Below are 17061 nucleotides of genomic sequence, written 5' to 3'. Positions count from 1 at the left end.
AAGGATGCGATCATGGTCTGAAGGGAACGATAAGGACAGGAACCGTCTTTGTACCGGCATTTAAACAAGCACGGGTCAATTTGGTTCCGCTTTTGGCGTGTCAAATGTATCTAGGCAAGGCCGCATTTCAAAAGGCTTTCAGCAGGTGAAGCAGGCCAGCGGCGGGGGTGTAACTGCTTAATAATCAGTTGGAGCATGGGAGGTTGGATAGTTTCGGGTTTCCGGTTTCCGGTTTCGGGTTTGGTTATGCATTCGGCTAAATGGGATACTTTGCATCAAGTTTCGTATCGCATCAACCCGAAACCGGAAACCCGAAACTGGAAACCCGCGTGCCTCGCCCTTTCCTCCTCCTCACCACCTTCCTCCTCGCGACACTCGGTTGCCGGTACGATCATTTGCCGGAGCCGGAGTTGGAGCAGGCTCCCGGGCCGGTGACGGAACGTTTCCTGCACCTGGGGCATACGTATGTGCCGTACCTCACCTACCAGGACATCGACACCTTCGTGGAGCGGGCCGACTATTCCCGCTATGCCGCGGTGATGCTCGGCGGCGACCTTTTTCCGAACACTTCGCTGGACCCGGCCACGTTGCAATGGGCCGATTCGATCTTTGATTTCCGCGACGAGAAGACCCTGTGGGCCATCGGCAACCACGACTACGACGATCCCTGGCGCGTGCGCGACCTGGTGGGACGGCCGTTGTATTACAGTTGGTACCACAACGGCATCACCTTCCTCGTGCTGGATACGCAGGACAGCCTCAGCAACATCGTGGGGGATCAGTTGCTCTACGCGCGGGCGGTGCTCGATACCGTGCGGGAATCCAAACAGGTTTTCGTCCTGACGCATAAGATGATCTGGATGGCCGACAACGGTCCCTTGCAGGCGATGATCGACTCGGTGAGCAACGGATACTACGGCAGTTGTTTCTTCTGCGTGAACCCCAATAACTTTTACACCGACATCTATCCCCTACTCGTGCAACTGAAAGACCGCGGTATCGGCGTATGGTGCATCGCGGGAGATATCGGCTACAAAGTCCGCCGCTTCGAACACACGACCGCCGACGACATCCGCTTGCTGGCCGGCGGCATGTGCTCCCTTTGCGGAGGCGACAACTACTACCTCGAATTCAGTTGGACGCGCGCGGAGAACCGGCTGGAATATAGTTACAGGCCCATCGAGACGCTGGTGGAGTGAGGGGATCTGCGCGGTACGCGGTACGGATAAGGCTTCGTTGCGCGTTCAGTACCCGCGCACCCAGGCACGATCGGTCCGTGTCTCGCCCTGCAGGCTGATACGGGCCAGGTAGATACCGGAGGCCAGGCCATCGGGCAGCAGCCATTCGATGCGGTTGCCGCTTGAGAACACGCTCCATGCCTTGCGTGCCGCCACACGCCCCTGCAGGTCGACCAGTTCGGTTACGGCTTGTCCGTTACCGGCAGATCCAAAGGTCCAGGACAGTCGGTTGCCGGCTTGCTCAAAACCGATGGAGTTCCCAACGGAGGCGACGGAGTTGATCAGGCCATTGCTAATAGCGGAAACTACCCCGTCTTTGTCTCCATAGTTACCGGGTAAGTCCCCATCATTCGACTCGCTAATCCCTGCAATGATAACCGAGCCGGGAGTACTGGTGACCGCTGTTCCCTCATCATAAGCGCTTCCTCCTATACAGAGGGTTGCAACGAGGTCAAAGTTGGGATCTACTACGGCCAGCCAGATATCAAAGGATCCGTGAACGGGGTTACTGCCCGGAAGCTGGGAGCCGATAATGCCGGTCAAAGCATAGTTTCCGTTATCCAGCGGGGTGATGGCCGAGAAGTATTCGCCCCAGGGACCACCGATGGATTTGCTTTGAACCACCGCCCCGGTGCTATCGATGATCATGAGCCAGCCATCCGTGCTTCCGGCATTCGAGCTAAGGTCCCCGTCATTACTGGAACTGTAACCCACCATAAGCAGATTGCCGTCAGCCAGCACGATTCCATCCGAAAGAAATTCAGAGCCTGATCCTCCATAACAACGGTTCCAAAGCGGGTTTCCGTTCTCGTCCACCACTAATAGCCATGCCTCGTCGAGGGCGTGGTATCCGGAGATACCGGATCCGGGCTGATAAAGATAACCTCCGGCAACGAAGCGGGTTCCCCATTTTTTGATAAAATAAGGTTGGTCGAATGAAGGGCCTCCGTAGGAATATTGCCAGACGATGTTACCCAATGAGTCGGTTCGTATGATCCAAAAGTCCCGTTCACCGTAATTGGCAGTGATGTCACCGTTTGCCAGATGAGACTGACCGGTCAGGACAAAGCCGCCATCGTCGAGTTGGAGCAGGTCGTACCCGCTCTCCAGCATGGTACCGCCGTAGGCATGTTGCCAGAGGATCTGGAGATTGGAGTCAAGTTGCACCAGCCACATATCGGTGGCGCCATGGGTGCCGCTTACATCAAAACCGTCTTCCTCACAAATGCCGATACAGGCATAGCCGCCATTGGCAGTGGGAATTACTTTGTAGAACCCCTCGGTCTGATCTGCGCCAAAACATTTGGAATTAAGGATAGTACCCGTGCTATCCAGCACCAATATCCATGCATCTGACCCTGAATTCCACGGATAGAGAACAGGAACTACATCAAGGTCGTGGGAATATGTAAGTCCTGCAGAAACATATCTGCCATTGTTAGGGTCAACTGTTATAGAGAATAATTCATCCCAATTTGAACCACCGTAATGACGACAGTATTGGGCAGTAACACCGATGGAGTGAAAGACAATGGCTGCTATGATGACTATGTTTTTCATGCAATGACTACATTTTTACAAACTTGCATTTGTACTGGTAATTGACATTCAGGATGTAGATGCCCGGAAGCAAACGCTCCACATTGATCTCAAAATTTTCGGTTCCGTTTATTGTCCCGGAAAGGACTGTCCTTCCATCGATGGTTGAAATGGAATAGGATCCCGGGGCAATCGATGTTTTCCCGGATAGCATATTGTGGACCGGGTTGGTGATGGAGATGTCCTGATCCTGTATCATTCGATACTTTCATTAGTACCCGCGCACCCAGGCACGATCGGTCCTTGTCTCGCCCTGCAGGCTGATACGGGCCAGGTAGATACCGGAGGCCAGGCCATCGGGCAGCAGCCATTCGATGCGGTTGCCGCTGGGGAATACGCTCCATGCCTTGCGTGCCGCCACACGCCCCTGCAGGTCGACCAGTTCGGTCACGGCTTGTCCGTTACCGGCAGATCCAAAGGTCCAGGACAGCCGGCTGCCGGCCTGCTCAAAACCAATGGAGTTCCCAACGGAGGCGACGGAGTTGATCAGGCCATTGCTGACACTGGAAACTGCTCCGTCCTTGTATCCATAATTTCCGGGTAAGTCTCCATCATTCGACTCGCTGATCCCGGCAATAACAACCGAGCCGGGTGTATTGGTGACCGCTGTTCCCTCATCATAAGCGCTACCTCCTATACAGAGGGTTGCAACGAGGTCAAAGTTGGGATCTACTACGGCCAGCCAGATATCAAAGGATCCGTGAACGGGGTTACTGCCCGGAAGCTGGGAGCCGATAGTGCCGGTCAAAGCATAGTTTCCGTTATCCAACGGGGTGATGGCCGAGAAGTATTCGCCCCAGGGACCACCGATGGATTTGCATTGTACCACCGCACCGGTAGTATCGATGATCATGAGCCAGCCATCCGTGCTTCCGGCATTCGAGCTAAGGTCCCCGTCATTACTGGAACTGTAACCCACCATAAGCAGATTGCCGTCAGCCAGCACGATTCCATCCGAAAGAAATTCAGAGCCTGATCCTCCATAACAACGGTTCCAAAGCGGGTTTCCGTTCTCGTCCACCACTAATAGCCATGCCTCGTCGAGGGCGTGGTATCCGGAGATACCGGATCCGGGCTGATAAAGATAACCTCCGGCAACGAAGCGGGTTCCCCATTTTTTGATAAAATAAGGTTGGTCGAATGAAGGGCCTCCGTAGGAATATTGCCAGACGATGTTACCCAATGAGTCGGTTCGTATGATCCAAAAGTCCCGTTCACCGTAATTGGCAGTGATGTCACCGTTTGCCAGATGAGACTGACCGGTCAGGACAAAGCCGCCATCGTCGAGTTGGAGCAGGTCGTACCCGCTCTCCAGCATGGTACCGCCGTAGGCATGTTGCCAGAGGATCTGGAGATTGGAGTCAAGTTGCACCAGCCACATATCGGTGGCGCCATGGGTGCCGCTTACATCAAAACCGTCTTCCTCACAAATGCCGATACAGGCATAGCCGCCATTGGCGGTAGTAATGATTTTGTTAAAACCTTCTCTCTGATCACCACCATAACACCTGGAATCAAGTATGGTTCCAAAGCTATCTAGAACGAGCAACCAGGCATCTTCGCCAAAATTCAAAGGATAGGTTACAGGAACAACATCATAGTTAGAAGAGTAAGAGGTTCCGACAGCAATAATATTTTGACTACTTCGATTAATTGTAACAGAAAGTAACTCGTCCCAATCGGAACCACCATAATTGTGGCAGAATTGAGCTAGGCTCAAATTGTAATTCAGTACAAGCAGAATGAAAAGAAAAATGGCTTTCATCGTAACAGGGTGATAAGCACCGTTTATCCGCTACCTAAATTACGCATTCTTCGAGCGAATAACTAATTGAATTTCTAGGTGGTTGACAAATCAGAGCGTCCTGAAAATTAAATTTCAAAACGACGCGACTACGATCATCCCCTCCGATAAATTCGATGATTTGCTCGAAAATGGCATTCCGCCCCGTGCTATGTACGGGGAACGTAAAATCCGCTCAATGAAGAATAACCAGTCGGCGCTGAATCGTTTCGCCGTTTTGTTGTGTCGCGCGGAGAAGGTAGATGCCGTCCGGTATTCCACCTAAGGGCAGCAGCAAGCCGTTTTCCTCCCTGCTGATGCCGGCGGGTAAACCGATCGCGCGACCATCGGCTCCCGATAAGGTTATGGTGCGGATCATGGCATTGTTAGAACTGCTGACGCGTACGACCTCTTGCGCCGGATTCGGCGCGAGCAACAAGCGTGGCTGCGTGAGTTCCCCGATACCGGTGCTGCCGCCAACTTCTTCGAGTAGCACCGGCTCAAATCCAAGGGTCCCGTTCCAGGTCCTCACTGCGAGACCCATTACCGTGCTGTCGTGTACGGTCGTGCCGGCTGTCACGACCGGATGGTGCAGGATGATCGAATCCGTCGCGAAGCCGATGCTGACCGATTCGCCGTTCGGCAGGTGCGGATCGGCCGGGTCCTGCGCCGATTCGCTCCAGGCCACCACACAGGCTGTGCCGCGCTGTCGCTCGAAGCGATAGGCGCGGGTGTAAGGATCGGCGCTCACCACAAGAGGACTCGCGCTCGTAAAATCGTGCAACTGGTCGCAGAGGAGTTGCAAGGCGTAGGCGGCAGGCTTGGCCGCGAAACCGTTCGGCGCGCTGGCGTGCAATCCCGTGTAACGATACGGTCCGGTGAAGGGCCAAAGCAGGGTATGGTTCGGATTGGCATCGTTCGCCATGGAACAGGAGGCGCGTTCCACTCCTTCTCCGAAACACAGACTGAAACATTTCACGATTTCGCGTGCGGTGTGGGCGTTGTACCAGTCGATCACCGTACTGTCGCCGGCATCGAGTCCGTTGAGCAGCGCAGCATAACTACTAACCGTCGCGTTCGGGAAATCGCGTTCCAGCGAATCGCCGCCGATGAACTGGGTGAAGCCGCCATTCGGCAAGGTCGTGGTCAGCATCGCCGACCACATATCGTCGATGAAGACCGGTTTACCCGGCGCTTCCTGTCGGATGAGGCGCAGGCACTGATCGGTGGACTTCCACCCCAGATGCGGATGCCAGCCAATGTAGTCGCAACGCCTGAGCGGAGTATCGACCGCCAGTCCGCGCAACAGGGTCTTCAGACTGTCCCAGCCGTGGCGGTAGTCCGCGCTCATCAGGTTGTTACCGGCCAGTCGCGCCTGTACGACAGGACCATCGGGATCGGGGTAATCGGGAAAATCGCCGTAGAGATCGAAGAGCAATCCGCCGCTGCCGATGAGTTTGGTATTGCCCGACGGATCGGCGTCCTGCAGGGCCTGGTACGCCACTTCGTGCAAGCGCAACAGGTTGTGTACGTTGTCTTCCCAATAGCCGTAACCCCGCACCTCGCCGCTGTCGCCGGCGATCCCGTTGGCTGCCCCGCCGAAGTAGGCTTCCTGTTCCATCACGTAATACCGCACCGGCAGTACCAGTCCGGGCATGTCGTCGGTACCGTCGCCGTCGTAGCGTTCCACGATCGCGTGCACATAGTCGTACCAGTGCTGCCAGTGCAGGGAGTCGGGCGCGCACTCGGTGATCTGGAAGAGGGGAGGGGTGATACAATCCGGATTCTGCGCGAACGACCAGCGCGCGTTGGGTTCCAGGTTCCAGACCAGTCCGAAGCCGTTCCGCTGCAAGCGCCGTACCCAGTTGTCCGTCGAGTTGAAATTGATCGTGGCCGTCGGCCCCGACTGCATCCCTTCCCAGCCGCCGCCGATTGAGTTGATGTTCACCACCCCGCGCACCGACTGGCTGCGGGTCACCTCGCCGAGCCGGCTCAGCAGGGAATCGTGCGTCTGCTCGGTGATCCCGAAAAGTCCCGGATCAGTCTCGTTATACTCAAACCCGATCCGCCAGTCCGCCACTTGTCCGGACAGAGGCAGAGCGAGAATCAACAAGTAACAGAGGATGATGCAGCGCATGGATAGTGAATAGTGAACAGTGAATAGTTTGGCGAATAGCGAATAGCCAATAGCGAATAGTAACTGCTTAACACAACCAACAAGCCCCTCCACCGCCTACTGCCTACCGCCAACCGCCTACTGCCCTCCGCCTACTGCCCCCCACCAAACCGCCCTCGTCCCTCGTCCCTCGTCCCTCGATCCTCCCTAAAGTCCCCGCAGCGCCTTCCGCATATCGACCTTTTCGCCTACGATCTCCGGCAGGCGGTCGATGGAAACGCGCTCTTGTTGCATGCTGTCGCGGTCGCGGAGGGTGACGGTGTTTTGTTCGATGCTGTCGTGGTCGACCGTGATGCAGAAGGGCGTTCCGATCGCGTCCATGCGGCGGTAGCGTTTGCCGATGGAGTCTTTTTCCTCGTACACGCAGAGGTGATCGAACTTGAGCCGGTCCATGATCTCGCGCGCCTTTTCGGGCAGACCGTCCTTCTTCACCAACGGCAACACCGCGCACTTGATCGGAGCGAGGAAAGGCGGGATGCGGAGCACGACGCGTTCGCTGCCGTCTTCGAGTTGTTCTTCGGCGTAGGCGGTGGAGAGCACGGCCAGGAACATGCGGTCAAGACCGATCGAGGTCTCGACGACGTACGGCACGTAATTCTGGTTCAGTTCGGGATCGAAGTACTGTAGTTTCTTACCCGAGAATTTCTCATGGTTGCCCAGGTCGAAGTCGGTACGCGAGTGGATGCCTTCCAGCTCCTTGAAGCCGAACGGAAACTCGAACTCGATATCGCAGGCGGCGTTGGCGTAGTGGGCCAGCTTGAGGTGGTCGTGGAAGCGGTGCTTGCCGTCGGGGAAGCCGAGGGCGCGGTGCCACTTCATGCGGGCTTCTTTCCAGAAGTTGTACCACTCCATCTCCGTACCCGGCTTGACGAAGTATTGCATCTCCATCTGCTCGAATTCCCGCATGCGGAAGATGAACTGTCGGGCGACGATCTCGTTGCGAAACGCCTTGCCGGTCTGCGCGATGCCGAAGGGGATCTTCATCCGTCCGGTCTTCTGGACGTTGAGGAAGTTCACGAAGATACCCTGGGCCGTTTCCGGGCGAAGGTAGATGGTGCTGGCCTCTTCGCTGACGGAACCGAGCTGGGTGGAGAACATCAGGTTGAACTGACGCACTTCGGTCCAGTTGCGGGTGCCCGAGATCGGGCAGACGATCTCCAGGTCGAGGATGATCTGGCGGACTTCGTTGAGGTCGTTCGCTTCCAGCGCGGCTTTGAAGCGCTGGTTGATGGTGTCGATCTGTTGCTGGTATTCGAGGACCCGCGCGTTGGTCGTGCGGAACTGGTGTTCGGAAAAGCTGTCGCCGAAGCGGGTCCGGGCCTTTTCGACTTCCTTGCGGATCTTGCCTTCGATCTTGGCCACGTGATCTTCGATGAGCACGTCGGCGCGGTAGCGTTTTTTCGAGTCTTTGTTGTCGACCAGCGGGTCGTTGAACGCGTCCACGTGCCCGGAAGCCTTCCAGGTGGTGGGGTGCATGAAGATGGCGGCGTCGATCCCGACGATGTTCTCGTTCATCTGGACCATCGACTTCCACCAGTATTCGCGGATGTTCTTTTTCAGTTCGGCGCCGTTCTGGCCGTAATCGTACACGGCGCTGAGTCCGTCATAGATCTCACTGGATTGGAAAATAAAGCCGTATTCCTTGGCGTGGGAAATGATGTTCTTAAAGAGGTCGTCCTGGTTCGTGCTGGCCATGGCGCGAAAATACGACAAATCGAATGGTAGCGGTTGGGTGGATTGCAGATGGCGGTAGGCGGTAGGCAGTTCGCCCGTGGCACGGCCTGCGTTTAAGCTAAGACAGGCAGCTTTCGGGTTGGTTCATAGTTGAAGGTTGAAGGTTGAAAGTTGCTGGCCATCCTCGTTCCTTGCACCTCGCACCTCGTCCCACGTCCCTCGTCCCTCGTCCCTCGTCCCACGTCCCTCGGTCACGGTCTCGCAACTCGTTCCTACTTATGAACTCGGAACCCGAAACAACTAACTTTGCCCCATGTTAGCCATCGGCGATACCCTGGTCTCCGACGAGATCATCGAAAAGCACTTCGTGTGCGACCTGAATGCCTGTAAAGGAGCCTGTTGTGTAAAGGGCGATTACGGGGCTCCCCTGGAAGAGGAGGAATTGAAGGAGTTGGAGAAGGTGTACCCGAAAGTCAAGCCGTATCTGCCGGCCTCCGGGGTGAAAGCCATTGAAAAACAAGGGCTTTACCTGCGTTACAACACCGGAGAGTGGGTAACGCCATTGGTAAAAGGTAAGGAATGCGCGTACACGATCTTCGAGGCCGATGGTACAGCCAAATGCGGGATCGAGAAGGCATATTTTGACGGCAAGATCAGTTTCCGGAAACCGATTTCCTGCCATTTGTATCCGATTCGCCTGAACAAGCACCGCAGCGGACTAGAGGCCGCCAACTACGACCGCTGGTCGGTTTGTCGCCCGGCCTGCAAACTCGGCGATAGCTTGAAAGTACCCATTTACAAGTTTCTCAAAGACGCCCTCATCCGGAAGTACGGAAAGGCCTGGTACAAGAAGCTGGAACTGGCGGCGAAGGAGTACGAAGCCGCTAAGGGAGTTTAATTGTTCCGGGTTTCGGGTTTCGCGTTCCGGGTTGGAAGGGAGGGACGAGCGACGAGGGGCGAGGCCTGCCTGCCGTAGCTTTAGCGAAGGCAGGGACGGCGTAAGGAACCTGACTTTCAACCTGCAACTTTCAACCAACTCGAATCCCGGAACACCCTACTTCTCGCATCGACTTTTTCATCTTTCAACCTTCAACTTTCAACCAACTCGGAACCCGAAACTCGAAACTCGAAACTTGAAACCCGTCTCACCGACATTTGCAACAACCCCCAGCGCCATTTCCGGCGTCTCCCTGATTATCAATTCAAAAAATTTTTCGGACGCTTATTGGTGCTTCCTGAGTTAGGAAATCCTGCATGATTGTCAAGCAGGAGTTTTGAACAAAATTTGTTCATACCTCCGGAAACCCTTGACTGGAGCGGGTTTGCTGAGGTCGAGCGGATTTTTTCACACGATGCGGTGCATAATTGTCGAAAAAAATCCCGGGCGACTATTGCAGGGTCGGATAGAGATGAGAATTTTTGTTTCGCACACCGGGAATGATTCGATGTGCGAATTCAAGCGACTTTAAAGGAAATAACCCTCCTCCCACGGGCGTTTTTTAAAAACCAGGTTCCCGAGGGCGTAGGAAGTGTCTCCCCTAATCCGAAATAGTGCACACCCCTAACCGTTTAGATTGAATTTATGGCCGAGATCCTGTTAGAAGAGAATAAAGAGCGTTTCGTACTCTTTCCAATCAAATACCCGAAAATTTGGGAAATGTATAAGAAGGCGGAGCAGAGCTTCTGGACCGCCGAAGAGATCGACCTGCACGCCGACCTGAAAGACTGGGAACGTCTTTCGGCCGACGAAAAGCACTTCATCAAGCACGTACTGGCCTTCTTCGCGGCCAGCGACGGCATTGTGAACGAGAACCTCGCGGTCAACTTCATGCGCGAGGTGCAGTTGCCGGAAGCCCGTTGCTTCTACGGCTTCCAGATCATGATCGAGAACATCCACTCCGAGATGTACTCGCTGCTGATCGACACCTATATCAAGGATACCGCCGAGAAGAACTACCTCTTCAACGCGGTGGAGACCGTACCGGCTGTGACCAAGAAGGCCGACTGGGCTCTTCGTTTCATCCAGAACGGCAGCTTTGCCGAGCGACTCGTCGCATTCGCGGCGGTGGAAGGCATCTTCTTCTCCGGTTCGTTCTGCTCCATCTTCTGGCTGAAGAAGCGCGGCCTCATGCCGGGCCTCAGCACCTCCAACGAATTCATCTCGCGCGACGAGGGTATGCATTGCGACTTCGCCTGTCTGCTCTACAGCATGCTGGAGAACAAACTACCGAAAGCCCGCATCGTTGAGATCATCACCGAAGCGGTAGCCTACGAACACGAGTTCGTCACCAGCGCCCTGCCGGTATCCCTGATCGGCATGAACTCCAAACTGATGTGCCAATACATCGAGTTCGTCGCCGACCGACTCCTGCTCGCCCTGGGCTGCGACAAAGTGTATAACAGCACGAATCCGTTCGACTTCATGGAGATGATCTCCCTGCAAGGCAAAACCAACTTTTTCGAAAAACGCGTCAGCGAATACAAGAAAGCCGGTGTCGGTCAGCAGAAAGAGGAGAATGTGTTTAAGCTGGATGAGGATTTTTGAAGAGAGTGAATAGTGAACAGTAAACAGTAAATAGTGAATCTTGCCCGCCGAAGCTTTAGCGTAGGCGAATAGCGAATAGCGAATAGCGAATAGCGAATAGCGAATAGCGAATAGCGAATAGCGAATAGCGAATAGCGAATAGCGAATAGAAGATAAACCATACAAGGTATTGAATAATTAATAGGTTTTCGGGTTAAAGTTTTCGGCTCCTGAGTCCGAACCCGGAACCCGGAACCCGAAACTCGAAACCAACAACCCTTTTCCACACACATGTACGTACTCAAGCGCGATGGCCGCAAGGAAGCGGTTCGATTCGACAAAGTCACTGCCCGTATCCAGAAACTGGCTTACGGCCTTTCGGAACACGTCGATCCTTTTCTCGTTGCACAGAAAGTAATCGAGGGCATTTATGACGGCGTAACCACGACGGAACTCGACAACCTCGCTGCCGAGACGGCCGCGTCGCTGACGACCCGCCATCCGGATTACGCCCTGCTGGCATCGCGCATCGCGATCAGCAACCTGCACAAGAACACGAAGAAGTCGTTCAGCCAGACGATGAAGGACCTCTACGAGTACATCGACCCGCACACCAACAAGACGGCTCCGCTGATCGCGGATGATGTATTCAAGATCATCTGGGACAACCGCGAGGTGCTCGATTCGACGATCATCTACGACCGCGACTTCGGCTACGACTTCTTCGGCTTCAAGACGCTGGAGAAATCCTACCTCCTGAAGATCAACGGCCAGGTCGCCGAACGTCCGCAACACCTGTTGATGCGCGTCGCCGTCGGTATCCACAAGGAGAACATCGAAGCCGCCATCGAGACCTACAACCTGATGAGCGAGCGCTGGTTCACCCACGCCACGCCGACCCTCTTCAACGCCGGTACGCCGAAGCCGCAGCTTTCTTCCTGCTTCCTCATCATGATGCAGGACGACAGCATCGACGGTATCTACAACACGCTGAAGAACTGCGCCAAGATCTCGCAGTCGGCGGGCGGCATCGGACTCAACATGCACAACATCCGGGCGACCGGTTCCTACATCCGCGGCACCAACGGCACGTCCAACGGCATCGTACCGATGCTGCGCGTGTTCAACGACACCGCCCGTTACGTCGACCAGGGTGGCGGCAAGCGCAAAGGCTCCTTCGCGATCTACCTGGAGCCCTGGCATGCCGACGTATTCGACTTCCTCGAGCTGAAGAAGAACCACGGTAAGGAAGAACTCCGCGCCCGTGACCTGTTCTACGCGCTCTGGATCCCCGACCTGTTCATGAAACGCGTCGAAGCCGACGGCGACTGGAGCCTGTTCTGTCCGAACGAGGCGCCGGGTCTGTCCGACTGCTGGGGCGACGAATTCGAAGCGCTCTACACGCGCTACGAACAGGAAGGCCGCGCACGCAAGACGGTGAAGGCGCAGGAGCTCTGGTTCTCCGTGCTCGAGTCGCAGATCGAAACGGGCACACCCTACATCCTCTACAAAGACGCCTGCAACAGCAAGAGCAACCAGCAGAACCTCGGTACGATCAAGAGCTCCAACCTCTGCACCGAGATCATCGAATACACTGCGCCGGATGAAGTGGCCGTCTGCAACCTCGCGTCCATCGCGTTGCCGCGCTTCGTCATCAACGGACAGTTCGACCACCAGAAGCTGTTCGAGATCACCCAGGTCATTACCCGCAACCTGAACCAGATCATCGACATCAACTACTACCCGATCGAAGAGGCGCGGAAGAGCAACTTCCGTCACCGCCCGATCGGTATTGGTGTGCAAGGCCTGGCCGACGCGTTCATCATGCTGCGCATGCCGTTCGACAGCGACGAAGCGCGTCAGTTGAACAGCGAGATCTTCGAAACGATCTACTTCGCCGCGATGACTGCGTCGAAGGACATGGCCAAGGAATTCGGGGCGTACGAGACCTACGAAGGTTCGCCGGTTTCGAAAGGCATCTTCCAGTACGACATGTGGAACGTCACGCCTTCGGACCGTTGGGACTGGGCAGGCCTGAAAGCCGAAGTGAAGAAGTACGGCGTACGTAATTCGTTGCTCTTGGCTCCGATGCCGACCGCTTCGACCTCGCAGATCCTGGGCAACAACGAGTGCTTCGAACCTTATACGTCGAACATCTACACCCGTCGCGTCCTCTCGGGCGAGTTCACCATCGTGAACAAACACCTGCTCAAGGACCTCGTGAAGCTCGGCCTGTGGAACGACACCATGAAGAGCAAGATCATCGCCGCCAACGGTTCCATCCAGGGTATCGCCGAGATCCCGGAAGAACTGAAGGAGATCTATCGGACGGTGTGGGAGATCAAGCAGCGTTCCGTCATCGACATGGCCGCCGACCGTGGCGCTTACATCGACCAGAGCCAGTCGCTGAACATTTTCATCCAGGACCCGAACTTCGCCAAGCTCACCTCCATGCACTTCTACGCCTGGAAGAAAGGCCTGAAGACCGGCATGTACTACCTGCGTTCGAAGTCGGCCGCCGACGCGATCAAATTCACCGTCGACCGCGACATCCTCAAGCAAGTCGCCGAGACGGGCGGTAAAGCAGCCACCGTCGCGACGGCCACCGCCACCGCCACGATCAGTCACGAAGAAGCCATGGCGCAAGTCGCCTGCTCCCTCGACGATCCCGATAGTTGTATTGCCTGCGGCAGTTGATCTTTGCTTTTGCCATAGGTCGGGACGACTCCCGGCAATACACACCCCCGGAGTTTGCTTCGGGGGCTTTTTTTTAGGTGCGAGGGAGGACGGGAAGTTGCGAGACCGGGGAACGAGACCGAGGAAGGTAGGTAATCGCGAGACTGGGGAACGAGTCTGAAGAAGGCAGGGAGTCGCGAGATGGGCAATTATTTAGACGTGGTAATTGAATGAGATTTGGAGTGTCTACCCGTTCACATTATCCCGCTTTTATTGGTTGTCAGATCCTTGAGTTGCCAGTTTATTTACGGTAAAAAGATGAAGGATCTGTTAGAGAACAACCAATGCCATACCAAGTCAATGACATTATGGACCAACTTTTGGGATGACTTTGATCTACTGAAATCCGATCTGCGAGGGCGCGAGATTGCAAGGCAATTGACCCGTTCAGCAGGCTCAATCTCTGCTAATATTGAAGAAGGGCTGGGACGAGGATTTGGCAAAGAGTATATGCAATTCCTGAGGTATTCAAGAGGGTCTGCACGCGAAAGCCGAGGTTGGTACCTGCGTGGTCAATTACTGCTACCAAAGGACGTTGTGAAGGAAAGAATCTTACTCCTTGATGAGATCATCAGCATGCAAAATGGAATCATTAAAAGCATTGAGAGAAAGTTATAATTAGAGATCACAGGTAAGGAATACATAGAAAAATATACACGCAAAATCCTCGGTCTCGTTCCCCGGTCTCGCGACTCCCTACCTTCCTCGGTCTCGTTCCCCGGTCTCGCGACTCCCTACCTTCCTCGGTCTCGTTCCCCGGTCTCGCGACTTCCCAATCTTCCTCGGACTCGTTACCCGGTCTCGCGACTTCCCAATCTTCCTCGGTCTCGTTCCCCGGTCTCGTTCCTTACTATAAAAAAGAACGCCCGAGGAATCTACCTCAGGCGTCTGCGAATGAAATAATAACCGCTGTTACTTCCTCAAAACCACCCGACGGGTCGTTTCGCCGTATTCGGAGCGGACGCGTACCATGTAGACGCCGGCTTCGAGGTCGCCGAGGTCGATCGTGTATTCGGAGGAGTAGGTGTTAAGCGTAAGGGCTTTCACTTCCTTGCCGATCACGTTGATGACGGTCACGTTCAGGCTCTTGGTGTGCAGGCTGCCGAGGTCGATGGTGAGAGCACCGTTGGTCGGGTTGGGGTAGAGGTTGGCCGAGAAATTTTCGGTCACCGGTACCGAGCTAAGCGAACCCTGGAAGATGATGACATCATCGAAGCCGACGTTGTAACCGGTGGAATCTTTCAGGTAGCCGAACTTGAGGTAGTTGTAAGCCGGACCGACGGGCAGGCTCACGGTGCGGGAAGTTGCAGAGACGGAATCGAACTGCTGGATCAGCGTCCAGGTGGTGGTGTCGGCACCGCCGTACACGCGGAACTTATTCGGCTTGTAGGTGCCGTTGCCCTTCATGTAGAAGTGAACGGAGTCGGCATTGCTGAACTGCGGGGTGATGATGTAGGATTCAGCGCCCGTCAGGTTGAATTTGTAAGCCGGACAGGTCACACCACAGGTGCTGGCGCCGGTGTAAAAGGTTTTACCGGTCGAGCTCGTGTCGTTGTTGCTGATGAACCAGCCGAAAGGAACGGAATTCGGAAGGCCGTTGTAGCCTGCAAAGTCGGTTTGAACGAGAATGGTTTGAGCCTGTGCGCCCAGACCAATTAGTACTGCAAGTAGCGTAAAGATCTTTTTCATCGAATTTGGATTGGGGGATAAAATTAAGCATTCCCACGATGCCGGAAAAGGGGCGGCCCGTTATGGAAATGTCAAGTATTGGCGAGAAGGCCTTATTTATTATTAAAATCCGACATCGTACGGTCAATGCCGATGCCGATGAAGCTTTTTATCATCAAAACAGCCTGATCGATCCGCTCGTTCAGGATCTTTTGCTCGTCTTCGCTCCATTCGCCCAAAACATAATCCACCTGTTTCCCGCGTTGAAACTCACTACCGATCCCGAACCGAAGCCGGGGGAAGTTTTCGGTTTGAAGCGTATCGATGATATCGGTCAAACCGTTGTGGCCACCGGCGCCGCCGCTTTTTTTCATCCGTAAGGTGCCGTAAGGCAGGGCCAGGTCGTCGGTTACCACGAGCAGGTGATTCACCGGGATCTTTTCAGCCTGCAACCAGTACTGCACAGCCTTGCCGCTCAGGTTCATGAAGGTGGTGGGCTTGATGACGACCACGCCCTTCCCTTTGAACCGGGTATGATGGATCGTAACGAGGCGGTCGGTAGAGAACAATTTCCCGCCGGTTTCATCCTTGTTCAGGTCGGCAGCCAGGCGTTCGGCAACGAGGAAGCCAATGTTGTGCCGTGTGCGCGTGTACTCTTCTCCGATGTTACCGAGTCCGGCGATTAAGAACTTACTCATGACGATTGCAGGTGGCCGACAAAGATAGTCAGGTCGCCCGATGGTTGTGATAACTAAAAAAGCCTGTCGCACCTTGAGTGGCGACAGGCTTTGAAAAGATGCGGGAACGTATTACTTCGTAAAGAAGATGCGGGTAATGAAGATACCGGTACCGTCGTCCTTGCCGGCATCGGCTTCGACGCCGCTGGTGATGTAGGAGACTTTCCAGCCTTTGCCGATCATCTCGTTGATCTTGGCGGCGATGATCGCGTCATTCGAAGCGATGTTGCCGAAGTTGATACCGACGAGCGAGTAGAAGTTGAGCAGCTTGGTCTCTTTCAGGTTGTCAGCAGCATCCTTGAGATCGCCACGATCCACTTTGTCGGCATTGCTTTTCTTGCCGTCACGTTCGGTGGTGATGGCCTCGATGTTCACGGCGCCCTGATTTTCCACGATGCGGGAACGTCCCATACCGCCGGGTACGATTGATTCAATGATGGTGATGATCTTGAATTCCTGTGCGGAAGCGGTCAGGGTGCCGCCCAGCAGAAGTGCGAAGAGGAGGATTTTTTTCATAAGGGTTAGTTGCAACTGGTTTATTCGCCGAAGGTAGGCAGATAATGGAAGTTCGCGCCTGCGGTCCGACAGACGGTCGGAATAACCGGATGAAACGGATGATTGATTCTTTGAAAGGAAAAGTCGATTGTCTGCCATCAGCCATCAATTGGAGGAAGTCACGCGCACAAGCCCGGCAAATCAGGTATGACGTTTGGGTATTATCAAACAGGCTCTTTCCTGCGGAGTACCGCAACAACGGACCCTCGATCAGGAGCTAGTATGGCCCGTAGGCGGGTCTTCATTAGTTCGATCTACCGTGAATTCACCGCGCCGGGGTTGGCTAAACGATGTTATATAGCTGAAATACAGCGCAATACAGAAATTTTAACGAATTCGATACGGGTCAGCAGTTACATTGATTTTTATAA

At 54.8% G+C, this 17061-nt stretch carries 13 protein-coding genes; 5 read left to right on the top strand and 8 right to left on the bottom strand.

What is annotated here, in order from left to right; translation table 11 throughout:
• The first annotated feature begins 329 nt into the window (after window positions 1-329).
• Window positions 330-1199 (top strand): hypothetical protein, encoded by an 870-nt coding sequence (locus tag IPJ96_15175; protein ID MBK7911658.1) that lies wholly within the window; start codon window positions 330-332, stop codon window positions 1197-1199.
• A 45-nt stretch (window positions 1200-1244) separates the two neighbouring features.
• Here the strand turns inward: IPJ96_15175 and IPJ96_15170 are convergent, their stop codons facing one another.
• The 5 genes from IPJ96_15170 to IPJ96_15150 form a co-directional block, all read right to left on the bottom strand.
• Window positions 1245-2798 (bottom strand): hypothetical protein, encoded by a 1554-nt coding sequence (locus tag IPJ96_15170; protein MBK7911657.1) that lies wholly within the window; start codon window positions 2796-2798, stop codon window positions 1245-1247.
• Between the two features lie 7 nt (window positions 2799-2805).
• Window positions 2806-3036: a T9SS type A sorting domain-containing protein gene (locus IPJ96_15165; GenBank protein ID MBK7911656.1), complete on the bottom strand. Its 231-nt coding sequence runs from the start codon at window positions 3034-3036 to the stop codon at window positions 2806-2808.
• Between the two features lie 12 nt (window positions 3037-3048).
• Entirely contained in the window at window positions 3049-4410 is a 1362-nt protein-coding gene (locus IPJ96_15160; protein ID MBK7911655.1) for a hypothetical protein, read from the bottom strand.
• A 406-nt stretch (window positions 4411-4816) separates the two neighbouring features.
• Window positions 4817-6757, bottom strand: a complete 1941-nt coding sequence (locus tag IPJ96_15155) for a T9SS type A sorting domain-containing protein (protein ID MBK7911654.1) — start codon at window positions 6755-6757, stop codon at window positions 4817-4819.
• A gap of 186 nt (window positions 6758-6943) precedes the next feature.
• On the bottom strand, window positions 6944-8491 hold the full coding sequence (locus IPJ96_15150) for a glycine--tRNA ligase (protein MBK7911653.1): 1548 nt from the start codon (window positions 8489-8491) through the stop codon (window positions 6944-6946).
• A 292-nt stretch (window positions 8492-8783) separates the two neighbouring features.
• Between IPJ96_15150 and IPJ96_15145 the strand changes: the two genes are divergently transcribed.
• The 4 genes from IPJ96_15145 (at window position 8784) to IPJ96_15130 (ending at window position 14348) form a co-directional block, all read left to right on the top strand.
• Entirely contained in the window at window positions 8784-9368 is a 585-nt protein-coding gene (locus tag IPJ96_15145; GenBank protein ID MBK7911652.1) for a DUF3109 family protein, read from the top strand.
• Window positions 9369-10052: 684 nt separating this feature from the next.
• The gene (locus IPJ96_15140) at window positions 10053-11015 is read left to right on the top strand and encodes a ribonucleotide-diphosphate reductase subunit beta (protein MBK7911651.1); all 963 of its coding nucleotides are present in this window, start codon (window positions 10053-10055) and stop codon (window positions 11013-11015) included.
• Between the two features lie 270 nt (window positions 11016-11285).
• On the top strand, window positions 11286-13691 hold the full coding sequence (locus IPJ96_15135) for a ribonucleoside-diphosphate reductase subunit alpha (GenBank protein ID MBK7911650.1): 2406 nt from the start codon (window positions 11286-11288) through the stop codon (window positions 13689-13691).
• A 297-nt stretch (window positions 13692-13988) separates the two neighbouring features.
• Entirely contained in the window at window positions 13989-14348 is a 360-nt protein-coding gene (locus tag IPJ96_15130; protein MBK7911649.1) for a four helix bundle protein, read from the top strand.
• Between the two features lie 294 nt (window positions 14349-14642).
• Here the strand turns inward: IPJ96_15130 and IPJ96_15125 are convergent, their stop codons facing one another.
• The 3 genes from IPJ96_15125 to IPJ96_15115 all read right to left on the bottom strand — a co-directional run bounded on the left by IPJ96_15125 (window position 14643) and on the right by IPJ96_15115 (window position 16651).
• Window positions 14643-15419: a T9SS type A sorting domain-containing protein gene (locus IPJ96_15125; GenBank protein ID MBK7911648.1), complete on the bottom strand. Its 777-nt coding sequence runs from the start codon at window positions 15417-15419 to the stop codon at window positions 14643-14645.
• Window positions 15420-15511: 92 nt separating this feature from the next.
• Entirely contained in the window at window positions 15512-16096 is a 585-nt protein-coding gene (locus IPJ96_15120; GenBank protein MBK7911647.1) for an aminoacyl-tRNA hydrolase, read from the bottom strand.
• A 111-nt stretch (window positions 16097-16207) separates the two neighbouring features.
• On the bottom strand, window positions 16208-16651 hold the full coding sequence (locus IPJ96_15115; GenBank protein ID MBK7911646.1) for a hypothetical protein: 444 nt from the start codon (window positions 16649-16651) through the stop codon (window positions 16208-16210).
• Window positions 16652-17061 lie beyond the last annotated feature (410 nt).

The sequence above is a fragment of the Bacteroidota bacterium genome (assembly GCA_016713765.1).
In the GTDB taxonomy this organism is placed as follows: domain Bacteria; phylum Bacteroidota; class Bacteroidia; order AKYH767-A; family 2013-40CM-41-45; genus Pollutiaquabacter; species Pollutiaquabacter aromativorans.
This window is presented reverse-complemented; position numbering and strand designations above follow the sequence as displayed.